Genomic DNA, 22,690 nt, shown 5'->3' with positions numbered 1-22,690 from the left:
AACGCCATCATAGACCCCGCCGTGCCCGCGCGCATCCGTCAATCAGGCGGTCTTCGTCGTATGCGTACGAGCAGCTCGCTTCTCATCGAGGTAATCGTAGCGGTCGTAAATCTCGTCCAGCTCGTTCTTATTCGAGCCCGTGACGTGGTTTAACAATAGCTCGGCTATCTCGCGCCTGATGCCAAGTTTAGCCCAGTTAGACCTGGCTGTGCGGCGGATATCTCTAAGCTGCCAATTCGTGACCCCCGATTCCCGCTCTAGCTCCTGCTTGGCTTTGCCCCATGACCCGTCGTTAAAGTGGCTCTTGGGAGTTTTGCCGGGGAAGTAATAGTCGGAGCTTTTGTCTCGGTAGTTGTCGCCCATCTTGTCTTGACGCTTCAAGATCGCGAGCGCCATAGGCAGGAGCGGTATCGAGTGTGCTCGCTTGTTCTTCGTGTGCTGTCCGGGAATGGTGATGAGTAGGCCATCTACCCAGGCACGTCGCAAGCGGCCTGTCTCGCCGTTGCGCGTGCCCCAAAGAATAAGCAGGCGAACCATGTCACCAAACGTGCCAATGCAAGCATTCCAGATGGCCACTAGCTCCGCGTCGGATAAGACGCGGGATCTCTTAACGTCCTGGCCGGGTGGCTCGTAGCCTTCAAGCGGGCTCCTCGCGATGTATTTCCGAGGAGGCCGGGTGCACCACTTTAGAAACGTCCGCAGGAAGCGGAACGAGTGTAGCTGTTCGCTCGGCACATGGTCGAGTTTCGACAACTCCTTACTTATGTCCTCGTCCGTGATCTCATGCAGCTGCTTCTTACCTATGGCAGGTTTGAAGTGGTTTGTGAGGGTACGGGTGGCCTCATCCTTAGAGCGGACCGATTTGCCTTTGTAGTGCTGGTCTAAGAACAGTGGCAGGGCAGTCTCAAAGCTGATGCTGCTTTGCTTGGGCTGTAACATTTTGAGGGTTTTGGCGGCGATCAGCCGCCGCGCCTCTTCTCTGGCCTCGGTAAGTTTGACCACTGTGACCTTGCCGATCGTATGCCGTTTGCCGGACCCGATCATAACGACATAGGTCTTGGTACCGCCTTGGGAGACGCGAACCCCCAATGGGCTTTGCGTGTCCCATACGGTAATCTGTCCGGTGCTCGGTGCCCTCAAGGCCCGCACACCGGCATCGGTGAGCGAGATTTTTTCAGGCACTTTCAGGCACCTCCTAGGCACCGCGAGGGGCGGAATATGGTGGATTGTTGCGTGCATCTGCGGTTACGATAGCACAAGCTAAGTACTTGTGTAATGGTCACTATTTGCGCTAACGGTCAACCGTGTGTAGGGTGCGAAAATAATTCCCAAGCTGCATACGAGGGTTCGATTCCCTTCGCCCGCTCCAATTCCCCGGGACAGCAAATGGCCGACAAGGACGAAACCACGCGCTTGGTCGCGATTGCCTGTGACCATGGCGGCTTTGCCCTCAAGGAAGCCTTGAAGTCAGCGCTGTCAGGTGTGACCTGGCTGGACCTCGGCACTGACAGCGCCGCGTCCGTCGACTATCCCGACTTCGCCCACAAGCTGGCCGATGCCATCAAGGACGGCAAAGCCGGATGCGGCATCCTGATCTGCGGATCGGGCATCGGCATTTCCATCGCCGCCAATCGCCATGCGCACATTCGTTGCGCGCTCGTGCACGACGTCACCGGCGCGCGGCTCTGCCGCCAGCACAATGACGCGAATGTTCTGGCGCTCGGCGGACGCACGACCGGTGACGTGGTCGCAAAGGAATGCGTCGAAGCCTTCCTGAGCACCGCGTTCGAGGGCGGCCGCCATCAAAAGCGCATCGACAAGCTGGGCTCCTGTTAGGGGCACGAACCTCTGCTGCCCTGGCATGGCCCGTCCGGCGCGTCCCGCACCGGGGGCTGCACCGCGCGCAAAGATTCCAATATATTAGTCTTTCGCTCCCGGCACGCGCCGCTGCTCCGCTCTAAGCTCTTCCCATCCGGCGGATGCGGTCCATGCGCCGGACGATGTTTGGATCGGAAGGCCATGGACCAGCAGAAACTCGATCGCGCAATCGGTCGCCGCTTGAAGATTTTGAGGACGCAGGCCGGCATGACCTTGAACGAGCTCGCCAGCCGCTCCGGTGTCAGCCGGGCCATGATCGGGCGGGTGGAGCGGGCGCAGAGCAGCGCGACCGCGGCGCTGCTCAACAAGCTCTGCGCGGCGCTCGACGTCTCGCTCAGCGACGTCGTCGCGCTCTCGGAGAAACCGCCGGAGCGGCTGACGCGGCTCGCCGATCAGCCACAATGGCGCGACCCCGACAGCGGCTACCGGCGGCGCCATGCCTCGCCGGTGGATGCGGCGAGCGGCATCGAGATCATCGTCGTCGACATGCCGGCCGGCGCGCGGGTGCCCTACAGCCCCTGGGGCCGCAACGCCTTCACCCAGCAGCTGCTGATGCTGGAGGGCGCGGTCTGCGTGCATATCGACGCCAAGACGGTGCGCTTGCGCGAGGGCGACTGTCTCGACTTCGATGTCATGCGTGCGGTGACCTTCGAGAACGAAACCAAACAGGATGCCCGCTACGTCATCATCACCAGGCGCGGCACGTCTTACGGGAAATTATGATGTCGCTGATCGTACGGGACGCCACGCTGGAGGATGCCGCGGACATCCTCGCCATCTACAATTTCGCCGCGCTCAACACCACGGCGGTCTGGACCGACGGGCCGGCCGATCTCGCCTCGCGGCGCGAATGGATTCGTGCAAGGCAGCAGGCGGGCTATCCCGTGCTGGTCGCGATGAAGGGCAGGGATGTCGTCGGCTTCGCATCGTTCGGCGATTTCCGTCCCTTCCCTGGCTATCGCCATACCGTGGAGAATTCGGTCTATGTCGACGAGCGGCATCATCGCGCCGGCATTGGCCGCAGCCTGCTGGCCGCGCTGATCGAGCGCGCCACGACGCAGAACAAGCACGCCATGATCGCCGGGATCGAGGCCCTCAATGCCGGCTCGATCGGCCTGCACGCCTCGCTCGGCTTTGTCGAGGTCGCCCGCATGCCCGAGGTCGGTTGCAAATTCGGCCGCTGGCTGGATCTCGTCTTCATGCAGAAGACGCTCGCAAATGATGTGAGGCCATGACGATGCAGATCCGCACCGGCGACACTTTCGACCCGCGCGTCGTCGCATTGCTCGACCATCACGTCACGGCGGCACGGGCCCAGACCGCTCCGGGCAGCGCGCACGCGCTCGATCTCGCCGGCCTTCGGGCCAGCGACGTCGCGTTCTGGACCGGCTGGGACGGCGAGACGCTGGTCGCGACCGGGGCGCTGAAGACGCTCTCCGCTGGCCACGGTGAGGTGAAGTCGATGCACACGCTGCAGACCACGCGCCGCCGCGGCTTTGGTGGCCTGATGCTCCGCCACATTATTGCCGAGGCGCGCAGGCGCGGCATGACACGGCTCAGCCTCGAGACCGGATCCTGGGATTATTTCAAGCCGGCGCACGCGCTCTACCAAGCCCATGGCTTCGTGCCCTGCGCCCCGTTCGAGGGCTATGTCGACGATCCCAACAGTCTCTTCCTGACGCTCGATCTCGGCGCAGAAGCGTTTTCAAGCGAAGTGGATAACGGTTAGCGCAAATAAAACGCGTCAAAACAAATAGCTAGGTCGAGCCCCGGCGCAACCGGCGCTCGAATATGCCGTCCTGTCCCTCAAAATGAGTTGCGCACCTCAAAACGCCTCTGCTAGCCTTCAGCCATGGCCCAAGAGACTTCCGAAAGTCTGACCGTCTCCGCCGCGCTGACGCTGAAGGACATTGCCCGCGAGGCCGGTGTCAGTCTGGCGACGGTCGATCGCGTCTTGCATAACCGTCCCGGCGTGCGGCCGGACACGGTGCGTCGCGTCCAGGAGATCATCGCGCGCAACGCCTTTCAGCCGCATGTGGCCGCGGCCGAGCTCGCGCGCGGCCGCGCGCGCCGGTTTGCCTTCGTGATGCCAACGGGGGCCAACCCGTTCATGCTGCAGATCCAGGCCTATCTCGGCGAGATGTCGGCATGGCTCTCCGCCCGCCGCCTTGCCGTCGAGATGGTCATCACCGACGTGTTCGACCCGTCGGTGCTGGCGGCTTCGCTGGAGGAGCTCGCCGGCAGCGAATATGACGGCGTCGCCGTCGTCGCGCTCGACCATCCGAGCGTGCGCGCCGCCATCAACGATCTCGTCGACCGTGGCATCAAGGTCGTGACGCTGGTGTCCGACGTGCCGTCCTCGCGCCGTCACCACTATGTCGGCATTGACAACATCGCCGCGGGCCGCACCGCCGGTGCGTTGGTCGGAAGGCTGGTCGGCCAAAGGTCCGGCAAGATTGCCATCATCGCCGGCTCACAGGGCCTGCGCGACCATGCCGAGCGCATTTTTGGCTTCAATCAGGTGATGGCGTCGGAGTTTTCGCACCTCGACATCCTGCCCCTGCTCGAGGGGCGGGACGAGGACGACCGCTCGCAGCAGCTGATCTCTCGGCTCCTCGGCAAGCATCCTGACATCATCGGCCTCTACAATGTCGGCGCGGGCACGCAAGGCGTGGCCACGGCCCTGACCGAGGCAGGCCGCGACAAGCAGATCGTCTTCATCGCTCACGATCTCACGGCGATGACGCGACGATTGTTGTTGCAAGGCACGCTGGATGTTGCGATCTCGCAGAATCCGGGGCACGAGGCGCGCGCCGCCGTGCGCGTCCTGCTGTCGCTTGCGCGCAACGAGCCGATCTTGAGTGAACAGGAGAAAATTCGCATCGACATCCTGATGCGGGATAATCTGCCGTAGCCGAAGGGCACGGTGCGGAGTGTTGAGTTGAGTGATTGCGGAAAGCGCGACGTCAGATCGTGCACCGTGGCGGCGTGATCCGGAAGCGTATGGCTTCCGGACGGGTCACGCTCAAAACGAAGAGGGAGGGACGCGTTTGTTTATCGGATTGGACATCGGCACGTCCGGTGTGAAAGCGGTGCTTGTGAACGAGGCTGGCGCGGTCGTCGCGACGGCCGCGCGCGAGCTTGCGCTGTCGCATCCGCAGCCGTTGTGGTCCGAGCAGGATCCGGATTCCTGGGTCGCGGCCGCCATCGGTGCCGTCGACGATCTCGCCGCCACTCATCCCGGCGATGTCGCCGGCGTGCGCGGCATCGGCCTGTCGGGTCAGATGCATGGCGCGACGCTGCTTGGCGCCGATGGACGCCCGCTGCGGCCGGCGATCCTCTGGAACGATGGCCGTTCGCATGCCGAATGCGTCGAGCTCGAGCGGCGCTGCCCCTCGCTGCACGCCATCGCCGGAAATCTGGCGATGCCCGGCTTCACAGCGCCAAAACTGCTGTGGGTCGCGCGGCATGAGCCCGATGTTTTCAAGCGCGTCGCCAAGGTGCTGCTGCCAAAGGCCTATGTCCGCTATCGCCTGACCGGCGAGATGGTCGAGGACATGTCGGATGCCGCAGGCACGCTCTGGCTCGACGTCGGCCAGCGCCGCTGGTCGGCGCTGCTGCTGCACGCCACTGGGCTCGATCTGCACCACGTGCCGCGCCTGGTCGAGGGCAGCGAGGCGAGCGCAATGCTTGCCGGCGAGTTCGCGCAGCGCTGGGGCATGGCAGGGAACGTCGTCGTTGCCGGCGGCGCCGGCGACAACGCGGCAAGTGCGATCGGGCTCGGGGCGATCGCGCCGGGCGATGCCTTCCTGTCGCTCGGCACCTCCGGCGTCATCTTCCGCGTCACCGACAAATTTGCACCGGCGCCGGCCTTCGCCGTGCACGCCTTCTGTCATGCGCTGCCCGGCCTCTGGCACCAGATGGGCGTGATGCTCTCGGCCGCGGCATCGCTGGCCTGGCTCTCCGGCGTGATGGCGACGCCGACGGCATCGCTGCTCGCGCCGCTCGGTGACACCGTGGCCGGACCTGGCCCGGTGAAGTTCCTGCCTTATCTGGACGGCGAGCGCACGCCGCATAATGATGCCGCAGCGGCCGGCGCCTTCGTCGGCCTGCGCGGCGCCACCGGGCGCGATGCAATGGTGCAGGCCGTGCTCGAAGGCGTCGCCTTTGCCGCACGCGACAATCTCGCCGCGCTCGGCAGCGCCAGCTCGGCGATCTCGGAAGTCGATCTCGTCGGCGGCGGCTCGCGCTCGGCGCTGTGGGCGCAGATCTGCGCCGACGTGCTCGGCATTCCCGTGCACCGCGTCGAGGAAGGCGAAGTCGGCGCCGCGCTCGGCGCTGCCCGGCTCGGCCGGCTCGCCGCCACGGCTGAAGATCCCGCGCAGATCTGCACGCGTCCGCGGCGCCTTGCGACGTCAACACCCAACCCGTCGCGCACTGCGGCCTATGACGAGGCCTATCACCAGTGGCGCAAGCTCTACCCCGCGCTGAAGGAGTTTTCACTGTGAACGCGTTACCAAAATTCTTCGGCGCAGCCGACCCGGTCGCCTATGGCGGCAAGGACGCCAAAAACCCGCTGGCCTTCCGCTGGTATGATAAGGACCGCGTCGTCCGCGGCAAGAGGCTCGAGGATCATCTGCGCTTTGCAGTCTGCTACTGGCATTCGTTCTGCTGGCCCGGCGGCGATCCCTTCGGCGGCGAGACGTTTCTGCGTCCCTGGCATCACGGCACCGACGCGATGGCGATGGCGCGCGCCAAGGCCGACATCGCCTTCGAGCTGTTCCGCCTGCTCGATGTGCCCTTCTTCACGTTCCACGACGTCGATGCCGCGCCCGAAGGCGCGACGCTCGCCGAATCCGTCGCCAACCTCAATGCGATCGGCGACATCTTCGAAAAGAAGATGGCGTCGGCAAAGGTGCGGCTGCTGTGGGGCACCGCGAACCTGTTCACGCATCGTCGCTACATGGCGGGCGCGGCGACCAATCCCGACCCCGATATCTTCACGTATGCCGCCGGCCAGGTCCGCGCCGCGCTGGAGGTGACCAACCGGCTCGGCGGGCAGAACTACGTGCTGTGGGGCGGCCGCGAAGGCTACGAGACCCTGCTCAATACCGATCTCAAGCGCGAGCTCGACCAGCTGGGCCGCTTCGTCTCGCTCGTCGTCGAGCACAAGCACAAGATCGGCTTCAAGGGTCCGCTGCTGATCGAGCCCAAGCCGAAGGAGCCGACCAAGCATCAATATGATTTCGACGTCGCCACCTGCTACGGCTTCCTGCAACGCTATGACCTGCTCAAGGACGTCAAGCTCAACATCGAGCAGAACCACGCCATCCTCGCCGGCCATTCCTTCCAGCATGAGGTGGCGCTGGCCCAGGCGCTCGGCGTGTTCGGCTCGCTCGACATCAACAGAGGCGACGATCTGCTCGGCTGGGACACCGACCAGTTCGCCATGAACGTGCCGGAGCTGGCACTGGTGTTCCACGACTTGATCAAGGGAGGCGGCTTCACCACCGGCGGTCTCAATTTCGATGCAAAGATCAGGCGTCAATCGATCGATCCTGACGATCTCATCCACGCCCATGTCGGCTCGATGGATGCCTGCGCACGGGGGCTGCTTGCCGCGGCCGACATGCTCGACGACGAAGCACTGACCGGACCGGTCGCCGAGCGGTATGCCGGATGGACCGCTAGCGAGGGGCAGGCGATCATGGCGGGCAAGCGATCGTTGGCCGATCTTGCCGATCGTGCGCTTGCCTCCGGCTTCGATCCGCAGCCGCGGTCGGGCCGTCAGGAATATCTCGAATCTCTCGTCAACCGGTACGTCTGAGCGGGGCCAGCATGACAACCTCTTCCACAAGCGGCCAGCCGGTGCTGGAATTGACCGGGATCGGCAAGGAGTTCGGCGCGATCCGCGCGCTGCATGGCGTCAACATGCACGTCCATCCGGGCGAAGTGGTCGGCCTGATGGGCGACAACGGCGCCGGCAAGTCGACGCTGGTCAAGATCATCGCCGGCAATTTCCGTCCAAGCCAAGGCGAAATCCGCTTCGACGGCAATGCCGTCCACTTCAGCCGCCCGGTCGATGCCCGTGCGGTCGGGATCGAGGTCGTCTATCAGGACCTCGCGCTTGCCGACAATCTGTCGGCCGCGGCGAACGTCTTTCTCGGCCGTGAGCTCAAGCGCAAATTCGGTCCCATCGCGCTGCTCGATCACAAGGCGATGGCGTCGCGCGCGCTGGACCTGTTCGGCGAGCTGCGCTCGGAAACCCGGCCGCATGATCTGGTCAAGCAGATGTCCGGCGGCCAGCGTCAGGCGGTGGCGATCGCGCGCACGCGCCTGTCCAACGCAAAGCTCGTGATGATGGACGAGCCGACAGCCGCGATCTCCGTGCGCCAGGTCGAGCAAGTGCTGAGCCTGATCCACCGTCTGAAGGAGCAGGGCGTCGCCGTCATGCTGATCTCCCACCGCATGCCCGACGTGTTCGCGGTTTGCGACCGCGTGATCGTCATGCGCCGCGGCGAGAAGCGGGCCGACAAGCCGATCCACGACACATCCCCCGAGGAAGTCACCGCCCTGATCACCGGCGCGAAGGAGGCGGCGTAATGTCCGTACCCATGGAAAACCCGATCTCCTTCACCAATGTCGGCCGCAGCAAATGGTGGCACCGCGGCATCTTTGCCTCGCAGACCGGCTACGTTCTGCTGGCGCTCGTGGTGCTGATGATCGTGATGCGTTTTGCCAGCCCTTATTTCTTCACCGAAGGCAATATGCAGAACGTGGCGAAGAACTTTTCCTTCATCGCCATTGCCACGCTCGGAATCACCTTCGTCATCATCACCGGCGGCATCGATCTCTCCGTCGGCTCGATGATGTGTTTTTCCGCCATGATCACCTCCATGGTCATGGTCGAGCTGTCGGCGCCGGGATCGTACTTCGTCCACATGGCAACCGACGGCAAGACGGTCATCGCCAATGTACCCGGATTGATCCTGCTGATATCGGTGCTTGCAGGGCTGCTCGCCGCGTTCATCGTCGGGATGATCAACGGCTTCTGCATTGCGGTGCTCGGGCTGTCGCCCTTCGTCACCACGCTCGGAATGCTGTCGATCGTGCGCGGGCTCGCGTACGTCGTCTCGAACGGCCGTGGCAGCTTTCCTGGCGGGCCCGATGCCGATTTGTTCTACTCGTTGACCTCGGGTGACGTGTACGGCATGCCCGCGCCCTTCATCTACCTGGTGATCCTCGCCCTGGTGATGGCGGTCGTGCTGCATCATACGACCTTCGGCCGCCACGTCTTCGCGCTCGGCGGCAACGAGAAGGCGGCGGAACTGACCGGCATCCCGGTCGTGCGCGTGAAGATCGAAGTCTATGTGCTCTGCGCGCTCGCCGCCGGCCTGCAAGGCATCATCATCTCGGGCTGGCTGGGATCCGCGCCCGCGAACATGGCGACGTCCTACGAGCTCAACGTCATCGCCGCCGCCGTCATCGGCGGCGCCAATCTCGCCGGCGGCCTCGGCGGTCCGCTCGGCGCCATCGTCGGCTGCGTGCTGCTGGAGGTGATCCGCAACGGCCTCGTGCTGGCGCAGGTCAACTCCTACTGGCAGCAGACGCTGGTGGGCGTGATCATCATTCTTGCCGTGCTGGTCGATCGCATCCGCTCGCGCATGACTTGACATGACTTAACGAGTTACTCCGGAAGGACAACGAAAGAGCGTCTATCCGCCTGCCGGAGCATCACATCACAAATGGATAGGCATCACTGTGTGGAGGGAAAGCATGAAGAAGCTTCTGTTGGCCGGCGTGACCATCGCGATGATGGCGGCCCCGGCATTTGCCCAGACCTACAAGTTCGCCGTCGTCCCCAAGGCGATGAACAATCCGTTCTTCGACGTGGCGCGTGACGGCTGCATGAAGCGAGCCAAGGAACTCGGCAACGTCGAGTGCATCTACAAGGGGCCGATCGAGCACGAGCCGGCGACGCAGGCGCAGATCATCCAGGACTTCATCACCCAGAAGGTGGATGGCCTTGCGATCTCGGTGGCCGACGTCGCGTCCATGACCAAGTCGATCGAGGCTGCAACCGCGGCCGGCATCCCCGTCATCACGTTTGACGCGGATGCGCCGGGCTCCAAGCGGCTCGCCTATATCGGCACCAACAACAAGGACTTCGGCGTCGCGCTCGGCAAGCAATTGCTGCAGCTTCGGCCCGAGGGCGGCAAATACGCCATGGTCTCCGGTGGCCCGGGTGCCAAGAACCTTGCCGAACGTGTCGATGGCGTTCGCGAGGCGCTGAAGGGCTCGAAGTGGGTCGAAGTGCAGGGGTCGCCGACCTTCTGCAACGACGATTCCGCGCTTGCGGTGCAGCAGATGACAGATCTTCGCACCGCGACGCCCGACCTTGCCGCGATCGTTCCGGTCGGCGGCTGGCCGATGTTCGCGCCCGAGGGCTTCAAGGCCTTCGTCAACAAGAACAAGAAGGATATCGACAGCGGCAAGCTGACGCTCGTCGTTGCCGATACGCTTAAGATGCAGCTCGAATTGCTGCGCGACGGCTACTCCAACGCGCTCACCGGCCAGCGCCCGTTCGAAATGGGCGAGAAGTCGATGGACACGTTGCTCGCGATCAAGAAGGGCCAGAAGGTTCCGGAAGTGATCTACACCGGCCTCGACCTCGTGACGAAGGATAACGTCGCCAAACTGTTGAAGTAGGAACGTTACCAGCCCAACGTTCCTGCGCCGACCACCCTCTCCCCTTGTGGGAGAGGGTGGCTTCGCATAGCGAAGCCGGGTGAGCGGTTCTCCGCGAGTCCAACTCGCATGATAGGCGCGGAGAGATCCCCTCATCCGCCTTGCCTTCGGCAAGGCACCTTTTCCCACAAGGGGAGAAGGAAAGAAGCCCGCAGGGTGAATAAGATGAAACAAGCGCGGCTAGCTCATAATCTCGATGTCACGTCGATCGGCCTCGGCTCGGCGCCGCTCGGCGGCCTGTTTTCGGCGGTCAGCGATGCGGATGCGGAGGCGACCGTCGCAAAGGCCTGGTCGCTCGGTGTCCGCTTCTTCGATACCGCGCCGCTCTACGGCTTTGGCCTCGCCGAGCAACGACTGGGTGCTTTCCTGCGGCAGCAGAAGCGCGAGTCCTATGCGATCTCGACCAAGGTCGGCCGCCTGCTGCGCGCGCCTGATGCGACAACGGTCGAGGACGATCATTTCAAGGACGCGCCGGCGCTGCGGCCGAAATTCGACTTCAGCTATGACGGGGTGATGCGCTCGGTCGAGGAAAGTCTCGGTCGCCTCGGGCTCGATCGCGTCGACGTGCTGCTCGTGCATGACCCTGACGATCACTACGACGACGCCGTCAGCGGCGCCTTCCGCGCACTGATGCGTCTGCGCGACGACGGCACCGTGAAAGCGATCGGTTCCGGCATGAACCAGTCCGAGATGCTGACGCGTTTCGCCGAAGCCGTGCCGGTCGACTGCTTCCTGCTCGCCGGCCGCTACACGCTGCTCGATCAGGGCGCGCTGGATGCGCTGTTCCCGGTCTGCCTCGCGAAGAACATCGGCATCCTGCTCGGCGGCATCTACAACAGCGGTATCCTTGCCAATCCGCACACGGGCGCGAAGTTCAACTATGAGGACGCCGGCGCGGCGCTGGTGGCGCGCGCGCTCGAGCTCGACCGGCTCTGCCGCAAGTACGGCACCGAGCTGAAGGCCGCCGCACTCCAGTTCTGCATGGCCCATCCGGCCGTGACCGTCGCCGTGATGGGCGCGCGCAACGCCAGCGAGGTCGCCGACAACATCGCGATGTCGGAGCGCGCGGTGCCGCAAGCCTTCTGGCAGGAGCTGCGCGCCAAGAACCTCGTCGACGCGCGGGCGCCGCTGCCGGGCGGAGCGTGAGCCATGGCCATCGACGCCCACCAGCATTTCTGGGATCCCGCGCGCGCCGACTACCCCTGGATGATGGCGCCTGAGCTTGCGCCGATCCGCCGCGCCTTCGGTCCCGCCGATCTCGCGCCGTTGCTGAAGGCGAACGGCATCGACGCCAGCATTTTGGTGCAATGCCGCTCGTCGCTTGCGGAGACCGAGGAATTCTTGGGCGTCGCGCATGCGACGCCTTCCGTCATCGGTGTCGTCGGCTGGGCCGACCTGACAGACGCCGCGCTCGGCGACACGCTCGATCGCCTGCGCACCTTGCCGGGCGGCGCCAAGCTGGTCGGCATCCGCCACCAGGTTCACGATGAGGCCGATCCCGATTGGCTGCTGCGCACGGAGGTCCGGCGCGGGCTGGCCGAAATGTTCGCGCGTGATCTCACCTACGATTTCCTCGTCCGCACCCGCGAGCTGCCCGCCGCGATCGCGACCGCAAAAGCCTTTCCGCAAGCCCGCTTCGTGCTCGACCACGCCGCAAAGCCGCCGATCGCCGACGGCGGCAGTGCCGAATGGTCCGAGCGCATCGCGCGGCTCGCGGCGTGCGGGAACGTCTGGTGCAAGGTCTCAGGTCTCGCGACGGAAGCGAAGTGGGACGATTGGGACGCCGAGCGGCTGTTTCCGTTCGTCCGGCACGTCGCGAAATGTTTTGGCGAGGACCGCCTGATCTTCGGCTCGGACTGGCCGGTGTGCCTGCTCGCCGGCAGCTACGGCGAGATCAAGAGCGCGCTGGAGGCATGCCTGGCGAAGCTCGGGCCGCGCGCGCGCGAGAAGGCGTTTGCGGTGAATGCCAAGGCTGCGTATCGGCTAGCTTGATCGCTGTCGAGTGCGCTCTTCCCCTCTCCCCCTGTGGGAGAGGGTGGCTCGCCGCACGGCGGCGAGACGGGTGAGGGGTCTCTCTCCGCGAGTCGCCTCTCGCATGTGAGTTCGCGGAAGCAACCCCTCATCCGGCGCTGCGCGCCACCTTCTCCCACAAGGGGAGAAGGAAGAATGTGGCGCTCGCGGCTCACGCGCCCGCGGGGACCTGATCCAGGAATCCCGTGATGCTCTTGATCCGCCCGTCCTTCAGCACGGCGAAATCTGTCCCCTTGATCGGGCTATCGACACCGTCAGGGCCGAGACCCCAGCTGAAGCGGACATGGTCGCCGTAGCCGTTGGGCTCGCCGATCAGGCTGAACCTGAAGTCGGGAAAGCGCTGCTGTACGCCTGATATCAGCGCATCGATGCCGTCCCGGCCGTCGCCTTTCATCAGCGGATCGACATAGCTCGCATCCGCCGTCCAGAATTCGCCGAGCAGTTCGCTCCGGCGATTCTGCGCGCGCTCGTTCCAGAGATCGATATAGCGGCGGGCGATGGTGACGTGGTCGGTCATGGTGCTCTCCTTCGATGGCGCCGTGGTTCGGCTGACCGCCACTATCGAAGGTTCGCGCGCGCCGATCGATTACCTCTGAGGTCATGCGCATGATCCGGGAAAGTGTGAAGCGGTTTCCCGACCGGATCATGCGCCAACAAGAGGCTGAAGTGCAATGATCGCACTTCAGGCGCGCGCCAATTTCAAACGCGAACTACTTCGCCGCGATCACCATGATCTCGACGGTGTATTGCGGCGCGGCGAGCTTCGCCTCGACGGTGGCGCGGGCCGGGGTATTGCCGGGCGACACCCAGCCGTCCCAGACCGCGTTCATTTCCTGGAACGTCTTCATGTCGGTGATGTAGATCGTGGCCGACAGCAGCTTCGACTTGTCGGTGCCGGCCTTGGCGAGGTGGCCGTCGATGGTCTTCAGGATGTCCTGGGTCTGCTTGGTCACGCTTTCGCCGGCCGCGTTGCTGGCGACGACGCCGGCGAGATAGACGGTGTCGCCGTGCACGACGACCTGGCTCATGCGCGGGCCGGTTTCAAAACGCTGAATGCTCATTTGCGGATCTCCTTCGGGGAATGGCGGCCCTGTCTAGCGCAGCGCCCCGCGCTGTACCACCCCCGGGCACGCCTTGCGTTGCCCGCCATGCATGAATGGCCGGCGACGCATGCGCTCGGTCATCCCACCGCTTTCGCTGCCGCCCGCCCGGCATTGCGGCCCGAGAACAGGCAGCCGCCGAGGAAGGTGCCCTCCAGCGAGCGATAGCCGTGCACGCCGCCGCCGCCGAAGCCCGCGGCTTCGCCCACCGCATAGAGCCCGGGAATGACGCTTCCCTCCGCGCCGAACACGCGCGAGTCGAGATCGGTCTCGAAGCCGCCCAGCGTCTTGCGGGTGAGGATGTTGAGCTTGACCGCGATCAGCGGCCCCTTCTCCGGATCGAGAATGCGGTGCGGTGATGCCGTGCGGATCAGCTTGTCGCCGATATAGCGCCGCGCGTTGTGGATGTTCATCACCTGCGCATCCTTGACATAGGGGTTGGCGATCTCTCGGTCGCGCGCCTCGATCTGCATCCTGATGTGCTCGAGCTTGAGCAGATCGTTGCCGGCGAGCTTGTTCATGGCAGCGACGAGATCCTCGATTCTGTCGCGCACGATGAAGTCGACACCGTGGCTCTTGAACGCTTCCACCGGCGCCGGCGCGCCCTTGTTGGTGGCGCGGCGCAGGGTCATGCGCCAGCTCTTGCCCGTGAGATCAGGATTCTGCTCCGAGCCAGACAGCGCAAATTCCTTCTTGATGATGGCCTGCGTCAGGATGAACCAGGAATAATCATAACCCGTCGACATGATGTATTTGAGCTGGCCGAGCGTGTCGGAGCCTGGAAACAGCGGCGCCGGCAGCCGCATGCCAGTGGCGTCGAACCACATCGAGGACGGGCCGGGCAGGATGCGGATGCCGTGGCGCGGCCAGATCGGTGACCAGTTCTGGATGCCCTCGACGTAATGCCACATCCGGTCGCGATTGATCAGCCGCGCGCCCGTCTTCTCCGTGATGCCGATCATGCGGCCGTCGACATGCTCGGGCACCCCTGAAATCATGAACTTCGGGGGATCGCCGAGCCGCTTCGGCCAGTTCGTCCGCACCAGATCATGATTGCCGCCGATGCCGCCGGACGCGACGATCACGGCCTGCGCCTTCAGCGCGAACTCGCCGACGATGGTGCGCGAGGAGCTCATGCCGCGCTCGACGCTGTCAGGCGCGAGGATCGCGCCGCTGACGCGGTCAACGGTCCCGTCAGTGATCGACAGCGCATCGACGCGATGGCGGAACTTGAAAACCAGCCGGCCGCCCTTCGCGGCCTCGCGCGCGCGGCGCTCGAACGGCTCGACGATGCCGGGGCCGGTGCCCCAGGTGACGTGAAAGCGCGGTACCGAATTGCCGTGGCCCATCGCATCATAGCCGCCGCGTTCGGCCCAGCCGACCACGGGGAAGATGCGATGGCCCATCGCGCGCAGCCAGTCGCGCTTCTCGCCGGCGGCGAACGCGACGTAAGCCTCGGCCCATTTTCGCGGCCAGAAATCCTCGTCGCGATCGAAGCCGGCGCTGCCGAGCCAGTCCTGCATCGCGAGGTCGAAGGAGTCCTTGATGCCGAGCCGGCGCTGCTCCGGCGAATCAACCAGGAACAATCCGCCGAACGACCAGAACGCCTGGCCGCCGAGCGACTGCTCGCCTTCCTGGTCGACCACGATCACACGCTTGCCGGCGTCGGCAATCTCGGTCGCTGCCACCAGTCCCGACAGTCCTCCGCCGACGACGATGACGTCCGCCTGCTCAGTCATCTGAGTTCCCCCCTGTAGTCGCCCGGGATTGAAGCCAGTTGCCGTAACTGAGATCAAGGGCGTGTCGCGTAAGGCATCGTTAACTTGTTCCACTTTGGGATTGAGGCAGGCCGAGTGCAGCGCGGACGCAACACTGGATTTGAATTTGTTTTGAGCGAGCCGGCCTGCCTAGACAAAAACACGGTTACGACGGACGCTAGGCGCGCATCACCACCTGACACGCAGATTCGACAACGACTGGGGCGGGGGCCAATGAAGTTTCTGACGGGGTTGCTTGCGGCGGTTTGCTTGATCGCTTGCATGGGGGCGTCTCACGCGGTGGTTCGGATCGCGGATGACCGCGGCGGCCGGATCGGAACCTACGTCGACAAGTACCAGGATCTGCGCCAATCCGGTGATACCGTCATCATCGATGGTCTCTGCGCGTCCGCCTGCACCATCGTCCTCGGCGCCATCCCGCGCGACCGCATCTGTGTCACCTCGCACGCCACGCTCGGCTTCCACGCGGCCTGGGATTTCGGCAGCAACGGCCGCGCCGTCACCAATCCCGAAGCCACCCAGATGCTCTATGCGATGTATCCCTCGCAGGTGAAGCGCTGGATTTCACAGCGCGGCGGCCTCACGCCGCACATGCTGTTCCTCAAGGGCAAGCAGCTTCAGGCGATGTACAAGCCCTGCTACCTGGACGCGCAGGCCTCGGCGCTCAAGCCGGCCTCGCCCCGACTTTCCCCGAAAGCGGAAGAGCTGGAGTCGGCCCGGGGCCAGCTGCTTCACTAAGACTGTCAGCATGACGTGATCGGCGGTCCGCCCGTGGCGCTTGCCCGTGGGCGGGCTGAAGCCTATTTGAAAGGCAGGGAACCCGATCCTTGTCATGGCTCAATCAGCGCAACCGGCACATCCTCTGGAGGACAATTCGCCCAATGCCGGGCGGACGCCGTCCGTGCTGCTGTGGGCCGGCGCCTCGGCCGGCGGGCTGATGGTGATCGGTGCGCTCGCGCTCTGGTTCCACTACGGCACCCAGGTGTTCTTCGAAATGATCAGGACCGGCTTTGCCGCCTGCTTCTGACCCGCGACAGGAAGTTTTCCGCTCATGAGCTCCACTGCCCGTCCGCTGGTGATCGCGACCGCCTTCGCCTCGAGCCTCGTCGTCGGCCTGCTGGTGCTGTTCTGGGCCATGGGTGGCGTCAGCAAGGTGACGCAGCCGGCCTCAATCGGCGGCCCGTTCCAGCTCACCGACCAGAACGGCAAGACCGTCACCCAGGCGAACCTCAAGGGCAAGCCGACCCTGATCTTCTTCGGCTACACCCATTGCCCTGACGTCTGCCCGACCTCGCTGTTCGAGATGTCGGAAGTGCTGCGCGCCATGGGCAGGGACGCCGACAAGGTCAACGCAATCTTCATCTCGGTCGATCCCGAGCGCGATACGCCTGCGGTCATGAAGGACTATCTCTCCAGCTTCGATCCGCATCTCGAAGGCCTGTCCGGCGATCCCGCCGAGACCGCCAAGGTGATCACCTCCTACCGGGTCTATGCCAAGAAGGTTCCGACCAAGGATGGCGACTACACCATGGACCACACCGCGCTGATCTACCTGATGGACCGCGACGGCCGCTTCGTCTCGCCGTTCAACCTGAAGCGAACCCCGGAAGAGGCCGCGGCGGACTTGAAGAAGTATCTGTAGGAAGAGTGTAACGATCGGTCGGCATCCCTCGGAGCAACCTCCCCCGCAAGCGGGGAGGGAGCACACCGTGGCCTTAACGGCATTCTCCACTCGCCTTCGTAGCCGGATGGTCTATAAGGCCTTCCGATCCCAATGAAATTCATTCATTTCCGGCCGATGGCTCCATCGCAACAGGCGAAATCGTCCAAATCTGTCCGTGGCTTGCTGACGGGGCTGGCTGTCGCGGCCTGCCTGCTCGCAGGCCTGCCCTCCGCAAAAGCCCAGATACCGGCCAAGCAACCCCCCGCGGCGCCCCAGGCGACGACCCCGGTCGCGCCCCAAGCTGCCCCCCAAGCCGTGCCCGGTTTCTGGGACCCGCGACGGCGGCCGGAGCGGCCCGACCTGTCGCGCCTGACCGTGATCCGCTTCCTGACCGAGACCGATTACCCGCCGTTCAACTTCACCGGTGCCGACGGCAATCCGGCCGGCTTCAATGTCGATCTCGCCCGCAGCCTGTGCGAGGAGATCAAGGTCAGCTGCACCGTGCAGATGCGCCGCTTCGAGACGCTGGTCGATGCGCTCACCTCCAACCGGGGCGATGCGATCATCGCCTCCATGGCGGTGAGCCCGCAGCTTCGCGCGCGCGTCGACTTCACCGATCCCTATTACCGCGTGCCGGCGCGCTTCGCCTCGCGCAAGGATGCGGTGATGCCGGAGATCCGGCCCGAATATCTCGAAGGCAAGAAGGTCGGCGTCATCGCGGGCTCGGCGCACGAGGCCTATTTGAAGGCGATGTTCACCGACGCCGAGCTGCACCCCTATCCCAACGACGATGCGCTCCGTGCTGCGCTCCGCAAGGGCGAGGTCGATTTCATCTTCGGCGACGCCATCTCGCTGGCGTTCTGGATCAACGGCACCGACTCGGGCGATTGCTGCGCCTTCTCCGGCGGCCCCTTCGTCGAGAGCCGCTTCTTCGGCGAGGGCATCGGCATCGCCGTGCGCAAGGGCAACGACGTGCTGCGCCAGGCCCTGAACTGGGCCCTGTTCCGCGTCTGGGAAAAAGGCCGCTACACCGATCTGTGGCTGAAGTATTTTTCGGTGAGCCCGTTCTAACCGGGTCGCTGCTCTCTCCGCCGTCATTGCGAGGAGCTCTTGCGACGAAGCAATCCAGACTGTTTCCGCGGAAAGATTCTGGATTGCTTCGCTACGCTCGCAATGACGACGGAGGCGGCTGCGTCGCCCCACAAAATTGCATTCTGCCCGGAAATCGCTATTTTCCGCGGCCCGGAGGCCCCTTGATGTCCGTTATCGATCCCAACATGAGCCCGAGCGATCTTCGTGCGCTCGCCGAACAATCCAACGCCTGGCCGTTCGAGCAGGCGAAGGCCATTGTCGCGCGGCTGAAGAAGAGCCCGAAGGACGAGGTGCTGTTCGAGACCGGCTACGGTCCTTCCGGCCTGCCGCATATCGGCACGTTCGGCGAGGTCGCGCGCACCTCGATGGTGCGCCATGCCTTCCGCGTGCTCACCGAGGACAAGACCAAGACGCGCCTCTTGGCGTTCTCCGACGATATGGACGGCTTCCGCAAGGTGCCTGACAACGTGCCGAACAAGGATCTGCTGGCGCAATATCTGGGGCGGCCGCTGACGTCCGTGCCTGATCCCTTTTCCAACGAGCATCCGTCGTTCGGCGACGCCAACAACGCGCGGCTGCGCGCGTTCCTGGATCATTTCGGCTTCGACTACGAATTCGCGAGCTCGACCGTCTACTACAAGTCCGGCCGTTTCGACGCGACGCTGCTCAAGATGCTGGCTGCCTACGACAAGGTCATGGACATCATCCTGCCGACGCTCGGCCCTGACAGGCGCGCGACCTATTCGCCGTTCCTGCCGATCAGCAAGACCACTGGCGTCGTGCTGCAAGTGCCGATGATCCGCCGCGACGTCGCCGCGGGCACCGTGACCTATGTCGATCCCGATACCAATCAGGAAGTCGAAACGCCGGTCACCGGCGGAAATGTCAAATGTCAGTGGAAGGCCGACTGGGCGATGCGCTGGGTTGCGCTCGGCGTCGACTATGAGATGGCTGGCAAGGATCTGATCGATTCCGTGAAGCTGTCCGGCGCCATCGCCAGGGCGCTCGGCGCCGCGCCGCCGGAAGGCTTCAACTACGAGCTCTTCCTCGACGAGAAGGGCCAGAAGATCTCGAAGTCGAAGGGCAACGGCCTGACCATCGACGAGTGGCTGCGCTACGCCTCGCCGGAATCGTTGTCGCTGTTCATGTACCGCGAGCCGAAGGCGGCGAAGCGGCTGTTCTTCGACGTCATCCCGCGCCAGGTCGACGACTATCAGCAATTCATCGATGGCTTTCCCAAGCAGGATGACAAGCAGCAGCTCGGCAATCCCGTTTGGCACATCCACAACGGCAAGCCGCCACAGGGCGACATGCCCGTCACGTTCCAGCTGCTGCTGACGCTGGTGTCGTCGTCGAATGCGGAGAATGCCGAGACGCTGTGGGGTTTCATCGGCCGCTATCGGCCCGGCGTGAGCCCGCAGACGCATCCGAAGCTGGACGCGATGGTCGGCTACGCCATCAACTATTATCGCGATTTCGTCGCGCCGACGAAGCAGTTCCGCGTGCCCACGGACACCGAGCGCGCCGCGTTGCAGGATCTGCGCGATGCGCTCTCGCAGCTTCCGGCGGAGGCCTCGGCCGAAGACATCCAGAACGTCGTCTACGAGATCGGCCGCCGCGAGCCGTTCCTCGACCAGGTCAAGAAGGGCAAGGACGGCCGCCCGGGCGTCACGCTCGACTGGTTCAACATGCTCTACCAGGTGCTGCTCGGCCAGGAGAAGGGCCCGCGCTTCGGCTCCTTCGTCGCGGTGTACGGCGTGCAGAACGCGGTCAACATGATCGACGGCGCGCTGGCACGGAGTGCGTGAGGCATAACCTCGCTGTCATCGCCCGGCTTGACCGGGCGATCCAGTACTCCGAGGCAGTTGTGATCACGCCGAGAGGCCGCGGCGTACTGGATTCCCCGCTTGCCGCCTGCGCTAAAGCTTCGGCGCGCCCAAGATTGAAACCTCGGCGAAGCCTTGGCGTAGCCGGGTCGCGGGGAATGACAGCGGTGCAACTTTCACTGGCTCGCCCACACGATCCTTGCCACCCACGCCACATCACCGGCCGCCATCGTGAGCTGTTCGAACGCCGCATCGAGCGGCTGCAGCTCCAGCACCTTCGCCGTACGGCGCTTCAGCGTCGCGACCAGCACGTCGCCCGCCTTCGTCTTCACCATCACACGATCACCTTTGCGCACCGGTGCGCCGGGCGAGACCAGGATGACATCGCCGTCGCGATAGACAGGCAGCAGCGCGTTGCCGGTAATTTTCAGTGCGAACGCGCGACTGTCGTCAGCAGTCGGCAGCGCGATCTCGCTCCAGCCCTTGCCGGACGGCAGACCGGATTCGTCAAACGCGCCGCTCGTTGCGGCTTGCGCGATACCGAGCAGCGGTACCGTGCGACCATCCCCCGTGTCGTCGTCGATCAGCCTGGCGAAAATTTCGATCGACGAGTCCGCCGCCGCCAGTGCCTTCGCGATCGATTCGGTGGAGGGCCAGCGCTCGCGGCCATCGCTGGTGACACGCTTGGACTTGTTGAACGTGGTGGGGTCGAGCCCGGCCCGCTTGGCAAGGCCAGACGACGACAGTCCGGCGCGCGCGGCCAACCGGTCCAGCGCGGCCCAGATCTGGTCGTGGGTCAGTATCCTCTGCGCTTTGGCCTGTCTGACCATGGAAGGTCCAGCCCGTCGCAACTCAGGAAAACTATCCTCAAATCAACCGGTTTTCCGTTTTTCGCGCAAGGGGCACCCTCTACTCTTGAGTTCGGTGGGGGCGGCCTTTACGGTCGCGCCGGGTTTTAAGACCCATTCGAGACGAAAAACCCCAAGAGACTCAAAGAGCTGAGTCGAAGAACTGACTCAACGAGCAAACAGGGCTCCGGTAAGCGGTGGTCAAGATCTACAAAATCTGTCCGGCCTCGGCCTGGCGCGAAGCGGAACGGCAGGGCGTGTACCGGGGTAGCGCGGACGACGCGCGCGATGGATTCATCCATTTCTCGACCGCGCCCCAGGTTCCGGAGACCTTGCGCAAGCACTATTTCGGCCAGCGTGCGCTGTTCCTGGTCGAGGTGGACGGCGATGCGTGCGGCGCCGAATTGCGCTGGGAGCGCTCGCGCAACGACGAGCTGTTTCCGCATCTCTATGGCGAGCTCGATCTCGGCGCCGTCATCTCGGTGATGAACCTCAGCATGCGCTCCGATGGCGGCCACGACACCCCGGAGCTGGCCCCGTGATCCGCGCCTTCGACGCCTTTTCGCTGCCGGTGCTGCGCTGGCTCGATCCGGAGGACGCGCATCGCCTGGCCATCCAGGGCCTGCGCTTCCTGCCGCCGGTGAAGCCGCGCACCGATGATCCAAAGCTTGCCGTGCGCGCCTTCGGGCTCAACTTCCCGAACCCGATCGGCATGGCTGCGGGTTTCGACAAGAGCGCAGAGGTGCCCGACGCGCTGCTGCGGCTCGGCTTCGGCTTTGTCGAGATCGGCTCGGTCACGCCGAAGCCGCAAGCGGGCAATCCGCGGCCGCGATTGTTTCGGCTCGAGCGCGACGAGGCCGTCATCAACCGCATGGGCTTCAACAATGACGGCGCCGAGGTCGCCCTGCGCCGGCTCGCCGCGCGCGCGGCGAATGGCGGCATCGTCGGCGTCAACGTCGGCGCCAACAAGGATTCGCCGGATCGCGTCGCCGATTACGTCAAGCTGATCGAGACCTTTGCGCCGGTCGCCAGCTATTTCACGGTCAACGTCTCCTCGCCGAACACGCCGGGCCTGCGCAATCTGCAGGAAGGCGCGCTGCTCGACGATCTGCTCGGACGCGTGATCGACGCGCGCGAGCGCGTCAGGCAGAAGGCCGGCGACACGCCGGTGCTGCTCAAGATCGCGCCCGACTTGAGCCTCGCCCAGCTCGACGACGTCGTGCAGGTCGCGCGCTCGCGCCGGGTCGACGGCATGATCGTGTCGAACACGACGATCGCACGGCCGAGCACGTTGCGTGAGGAGATGCGCGCGAAGGAGCCGGGCGGCTTGTCCGGGCGGCCGCTGTTCCGCCTGTCGACGCGTATGGTCGCGGAGACCTATGTCCGCGTCGAGGGTGCGTTCCCGCTGATCGGTGTCGGCGGCGTGGACTCCGGTGGCGCCGCGCTGACCAAGATCCGCGCCGGCGCGAGCCTGATCCAGCTCTATTCGTCGCTGGTTTATAAGGGCCTCGGCCTCGTCGACGAGATCAAGCGCGATCTGACCTCGACGCTGCTGCGCACCGGACGGGATTCGCTCTCCGAGATCGTCGGCGCCGATGCAGCCACGCTGACGGCGGAAGACTGGCCGGGGATGTAAGACGGTCTCGTGCCCCGGGCGCAGCGCAGTGCGCCGCGTCTTCGCGGCGTGATGCGCTGTTGAACCGGGGCCCATGCCGCCGCATTCCGG

Annotated in this window: 24 protein-coding genes; 19 read left to right on the top strand and 5 right to left on the bottom strand. The window is 64.6% G+C overall.

Annotated features, from left to right (window positions below; all coding sequences use genetic code 11):
- Positions 1–42 precede the first annotated feature (42 nt).
- Entirely contained in the window at positions 43–1,182 is a 1,140-nt protein-coding gene (locus tag XH91_RS32625) for a site-specific integrase (RefSeq protein ID WP_164938316.1), read from the bottom strand.
- 204 nt (positions 1,183–1,386) lie between these two features.
- Between XH91_RS32625 and rpiB the strand changes: the two genes are divergently transcribed.
- The 12 genes from rpiB to XH91_RS32565 all read left to right on the top strand — a co-directional run bounded on the left by rpiB (position 1,387) and on the right by XH91_RS32565 (position 12,618).
- Entirely contained in the window at positions 1,387–1,836 is a 450-nt protein-coding gene (gene rpiB, locus XH91_RS32620; protein ID WP_128954411.1) for a ribose 5-phosphate isomerase B, read from the top strand.
- A gap of 183 nt (positions 1,837–2,019) precedes the next feature.
- Positions 2,020–2,601: a helix-turn-helix domain-containing protein gene (locus tag XH91_RS32615; RefSeq protein ID WP_128954410.1), complete on the top strand. Its 582-nt coding sequence runs from the start codon at positions 2,020–2,022 to the stop codon at positions 2,599–2,601.
- Complete coding sequence (locus tag XH91_RS32610; RefSeq protein ID WP_164933538.1) at positions 2,601–3,113, top strand: GNAT family N-acetyltransferase; 513 nt, start codon at positions 2,601–2,603, stop codon at positions 3,111–3,113. Before XH91_RS32615 ends, XH91_RS32610 begins: the two co-directional genes overlap by 1 nt.
- A 2-nt stretch (positions 3,114–3,115) precedes the next feature.
- The gene (locus tag XH91_RS32605) at positions 3,116–3,607 is read left to right on the top strand and encodes a GNAT family N-acetyltransferase (protein WP_164933573.1); all 492 of its coding nucleotides are present in this window, start codon (positions 3,116–3,118) and stop codon (positions 3,605–3,607) included.
- 123 nt (positions 3,608–3,730) lie between these two features.
- Positions 3,731–4,792, top strand: coding sequence for a LacI family DNA-binding transcriptional regulator (locus XH91_RS32600; protein ID WP_128954407.1), 1,062 nt, complete (start codon positions 3,731–3,733; stop codon positions 4,790–4,792).
- A gap of 136 nt (positions 4,793–4,928) precedes the next feature.
- Positions 4,929–6,386 carry a xylulokinase gene (gene xylB / locus XH91_RS32595; protein WP_128954406.1) on the top strand — a complete coding sequence of 486 codons (1,458 nt, stop codon included), beginning with the start codon at positions 4,929–4,931 and terminating at the stop codon, positions 6,384–6,386.
- Positions 6,383–7,705 carry a xylose isomerase gene (gene xylA, locus XH91_RS32590; RefSeq protein WP_128954405.1) on the top strand — a complete coding sequence of 441 codons (1,323 nt, stop codon included), beginning with the start codon at positions 6,383–6,385 and terminating at the stop codon, positions 7,703–7,705. Before xylB ends, xylA begins: the two co-directional genes overlap by 4 nt.
- Positions 7,706–7,716: 11 nt before the next feature.
- Positions 7,717–8,481 carry an ATP-binding cassette domain-containing protein gene (locus tag XH91_RS32585; RefSeq protein WP_128954404.1) on the top strand — a complete coding sequence of 255 codons (765 nt, stop codon included), beginning with the start codon at positions 7,717–7,719 and terminating at the stop codon, positions 8,479–8,481.
- Positions 8,481–9,551 carry an ABC transporter permease gene (locus tag XH91_RS32580; protein ID WP_128954403.1) on the top strand — a complete coding sequence of 357 codons (1,071 nt, stop codon included), beginning with the start codon at positions 8,481–8,483 and terminating at the stop codon, positions 9,549–9,551. Before XH91_RS32585 ends, XH91_RS32580 begins: the two co-directional genes overlap by 1 nt.
- A 103-nt stretch (positions 9,552–9,654) precedes the next feature.
- Entirely contained in the window at positions 9,655–10,587 is a 933-nt protein-coding gene (locus XH91_RS32575; protein WP_128954402.1) for a sugar-binding protein, read from the top strand.
- 204 nt (positions 10,588–10,791) lie between these two features.
- Positions 10,792–11,772 carry an aldo/keto reductase gene (locus XH91_RS32570; RefSeq protein WP_128954401.1) on the top strand — a complete coding sequence of 327 codons (981 nt, stop codon included), beginning with the start codon at positions 10,792–10,794 and terminating at the stop codon, positions 11,770–11,772.
- A 3-nt stretch (positions 11,773–11,775) separates the two neighbouring features.
- Positions 11,776–12,618, top strand: coding sequence for an amidohydrolase family protein (locus tag XH91_RS32565; RefSeq protein ID WP_128954400.1), 843 nt, complete (start codon positions 11,776–11,778; stop codon positions 12,616–12,618).
- A gap of 190 nt (positions 12,619–12,808) precedes the next feature.
- Here the strand turns inward: XH91_RS32565 and XH91_RS32560 are convergent, their stop codons facing one another.
- The 3 genes from XH91_RS32560 to XH91_RS32550 all read right to left on the bottom strand — a co-directional run bounded on the left by XH91_RS32560 (position 12,809) and on the right by XH91_RS32550 (position 15,496).
- The gene (locus XH91_RS32560; RefSeq protein ID WP_128954399.1) at positions 12,809–13,174 is read right to left on the bottom strand and encodes a nuclear transport factor 2 family protein; all 366 of its coding nucleotides are present in this window, start codon (positions 13,172–13,174) and stop codon (positions 12,809–12,811) included.
- Between the two features lie 193 nt (positions 13,175–13,367).
- Positions 13,368–13,718 carry a RidA family protein gene (locus XH91_RS32555; protein WP_128954398.1) on the bottom strand — a complete coding sequence of 117 codons (351 nt, stop codon included), beginning with the start codon at positions 13,716–13,718 and terminating at the stop codon, positions 13,368–13,370.
- Between the two features lie 119 nt (positions 13,719–13,837).
- A complete protein-coding gene (locus tag XH91_RS32550; RefSeq protein ID WP_128954397.1) occupies positions 13,838–15,496 on the bottom strand; it encodes an FAD-binding dehydrogenase in 1,659 nt (552 codons plus the stop codon).
- 252 nt (positions 15,497–15,748) lie between these two features.
- Here XH91_RS32550 and XH91_RS32545 point away from each other — a divergent pair, with 252 nt between their 5' ends.
- The 5 genes from XH91_RS32545 to XH91_RS32525 all read left to right on the top strand — a co-directional run bounded on the left by XH91_RS32545 (position 15,749) and on the right by XH91_RS32525 (position 20,098).
- Positions 15,749–16,273 carry a Clp protease/crotonase-like domain-containing protein gene (locus XH91_RS32545; protein WP_164933537.1) on the top strand — a complete coding sequence of 175 codons (525 nt, stop codon included), beginning with the start codon at positions 15,749–15,751 and terminating at the stop codon, positions 16,271–16,273.
- 94 nt (positions 16,274–16,367) lie between these two features.
- Positions 16,368–16,562, top strand: coding sequence for a hypothetical protein (locus XH91_RS32540; RefSeq protein ID WP_128954395.1), 195 nt, complete (start codon positions 16,368–16,370; stop codon positions 16,560–16,562).
- Positions 16,563–16,586: 24 nt separating this feature from the next.
- A complete protein-coding gene (locus XH91_RS32535) occupies positions 16,587–17,177 on the top strand; it encodes an SCO family protein (RefSeq protein WP_128954394.1) in 591 nt (196 codons plus the stop codon).
- A gap of 156 nt (positions 17,178–17,333) precedes the next feature.
- The gene (locus XH91_RS32530; RefSeq protein WP_128955066.1) at positions 17,334–18,269 is read left to right on the top strand and encodes an ABC transporter substrate-binding protein; all 936 of its coding nucleotides are present in this window, start codon (positions 17,334–17,336) and stop codon (positions 18,267–18,269) included.
- 185 nt (positions 18,270–18,454) lie between these two features.
- Entirely contained in the window at positions 18,455–20,098 is a 1,644-nt protein-coding gene (locus tag XH91_RS32525) for a lysine--tRNA ligase (protein ID WP_128954393.1), read from the top strand.
- A 194-nt stretch (positions 20,099–20,292) separates the two neighbouring features.
- On the opposite strand, the gene XH91_RS32515 is transcribed toward XH91_RS32525, so the two are convergent.
- Positions 20,293–20,946 carry a S24 family peptidase gene (locus XH91_RS32515; protein WP_128954391.1) on the bottom strand — a complete coding sequence of 218 codons (654 nt, stop codon included), beginning with the start codon at positions 20,944–20,946 and terminating at the stop codon, positions 20,293–20,295.
- Positions 20,947–21,161: 215 nt separating this feature from the next.
- On the opposite strand from XH91_RS32515, the gene XH91_RS32510 reads away from it, so the two are divergent.
- Positions 21,162–21,506 (top strand): DUF952 domain-containing protein, encoded by a 345-nt coding sequence (locus tag XH91_RS32510; RefSeq protein WP_128954390.1) that lies wholly within the window; start codon positions 21,162–21,164, stop codon positions 21,504–21,506.
- Entirely contained in the window at positions 21,503–22,600 is a 1,098-nt protein-coding gene (locus tag XH91_RS32505) for a quinone-dependent dihydroorotate dehydrogenase (RefSeq protein ID WP_128954389.1), read from the top strand. The genes XH91_RS32510 and XH91_RS32505 overlap by 4 nt, the downstream gene beginning before the upstream one ends.
- Positions 22,601–22,690: the final 90 nt, after the last annotated feature.

This window comes from Bradyrhizobium guangzhouense, assembly GCF_004114955.1.
Classification (GTDB): Bacteria; Pseudomonadota; Alphaproteobacteria; order Rhizobiales; family Xanthobacteraceae; genus Bradyrhizobium; species Bradyrhizobium guangzhouense.
The sequence above is the reverse complement of the archived record's forward strand: the minus strand, read 5'-3'. Positions and strand labels throughout refer to the sequence as shown.

Bases quoted from the DNA above. Each gene is read 5' to 3' on its own strand.
- rpiB (WP_128954411.1), top strand. From the start codon at position 1,387: ATGGCCGACAAGGACGAAACCACGCGCTTGGTCGCGATTGCCTGTGAC.
- XH91_RS32615 (WP_128954410.1), top strand. From the start codon at position 2,020: ATGGACCAGCAGAAACTCGATCGCGCAATCGGTCGCCGCTTGAAGATT.
- XH91_RS32610 (WP_164933538.1), top strand. From the start codon at position 2,601: ATGTCGCTGATCGTACGGGACGCCACGCTGGAGGATGCCGCGGACATC.
- XH91_RS32605 (WP_164933573.1), top strand. From the start codon at position 3,116: ATGCAGATCCGCACCGGCGACACTTTCGACCCGCGCGTCGTCGCATTG.
- XH91_RS32600 (WP_128954407.1), top strand. From the start codon at position 3,731: ATGGCCCAAGAGACTTCCGAAAGTCTGACCGTCTCCGCCGCGCTGACG.
- XH91_RS32585 (WP_128954404.1), top strand. From the start codon at position 7,717: ATGACAACCTCTTCCACAAGCGGCCAGCCGGTGCTGGAATTGACCGGG.
- XH91_RS32580 (WP_128954403.1), top strand. From the start codon at position 8,481: ATGTCCGTACCCATGGAAAACCCGATCTCCTTCACCAATGTCGGCCGC.
- XH91_RS32575 (WP_128954402.1), top strand. From the start codon at position 9,655: ATGAAGAAGCTTCTGTTGGCCGGCGTGACCATCGCGATGATGGCGGCC.
- XH91_RS32570 (WP_128954401.1), top strand. From the start codon at position 10,792: ATGAAACAAGCGCGGCTAGCTCATAATCTCGATGTCACGTCGATCGGC.
- XH91_RS32565 (WP_128954400.1), top strand. From the start codon at position 11,776: ATGGCCATCGACGCCCACCAGCATTTCTGGGATCCCGCGCGCGCCGAC.
- XH91_RS32560 (WP_128954399.1), bottom strand. From the start codon at position 13,174: ATGACCGACCACGTCACCATCGCCCGCCGCTATATCGATCTCTGGAAC.
- XH91_RS32555 (WP_128954398.1), bottom strand. From the start codon at position 13,718: ATGAGCATTCAGCGTTTTGAAACCGGCCCGCGCATGAGCCAGGTCGTC.
- XH91_RS32550 (WP_128954397.1), bottom strand. From the start codon at position 15,496: ATGACTGAGCAGGCGGACGTCATCGTCGTCGGCGGAGGACTGTCGGGA.
- XH91_RS32545 (WP_164933537.1), top strand. From the start codon at position 15,749: ATGAAGTTTCTGACGGGGTTGCTTGCGGCGGTTTGCTTGATCGCTTGC.
- XH91_RS32540 (WP_128954395.1), top strand. From the start codon at position 16,368: ATGGCTCAATCAGCGCAACCGGCACATCCTCTGGAGGACAATTCGCCC.
- XH91_RS32535 (WP_128954394.1), top strand. From the start codon at position 16,587: ATGAGCTCCACTGCCCGTCCGCTGGTGATCGCGACCGCCTTCGCCTCG.
- XH91_RS32530 (WP_128955066.1), top strand. From the start codon at position 17,334: ATGGCTCCATCGCAACAGGCGAAATCGTCCAAATCTGTCCGTGGCTTG.
- XH91_RS32525 (WP_128954393.1), top strand. From the start codon at position 18,455: ATGTCCGTTATCGATCCCAACATGAGCCCGAGCGATCTTCGTGCGCTC.
- XH91_RS32515 (WP_128954391.1), bottom strand. From the start codon at position 20,946: ATGGTCAGACAGGCCAAAGCGCAGAGGATACTGACCCACGACCAGATC.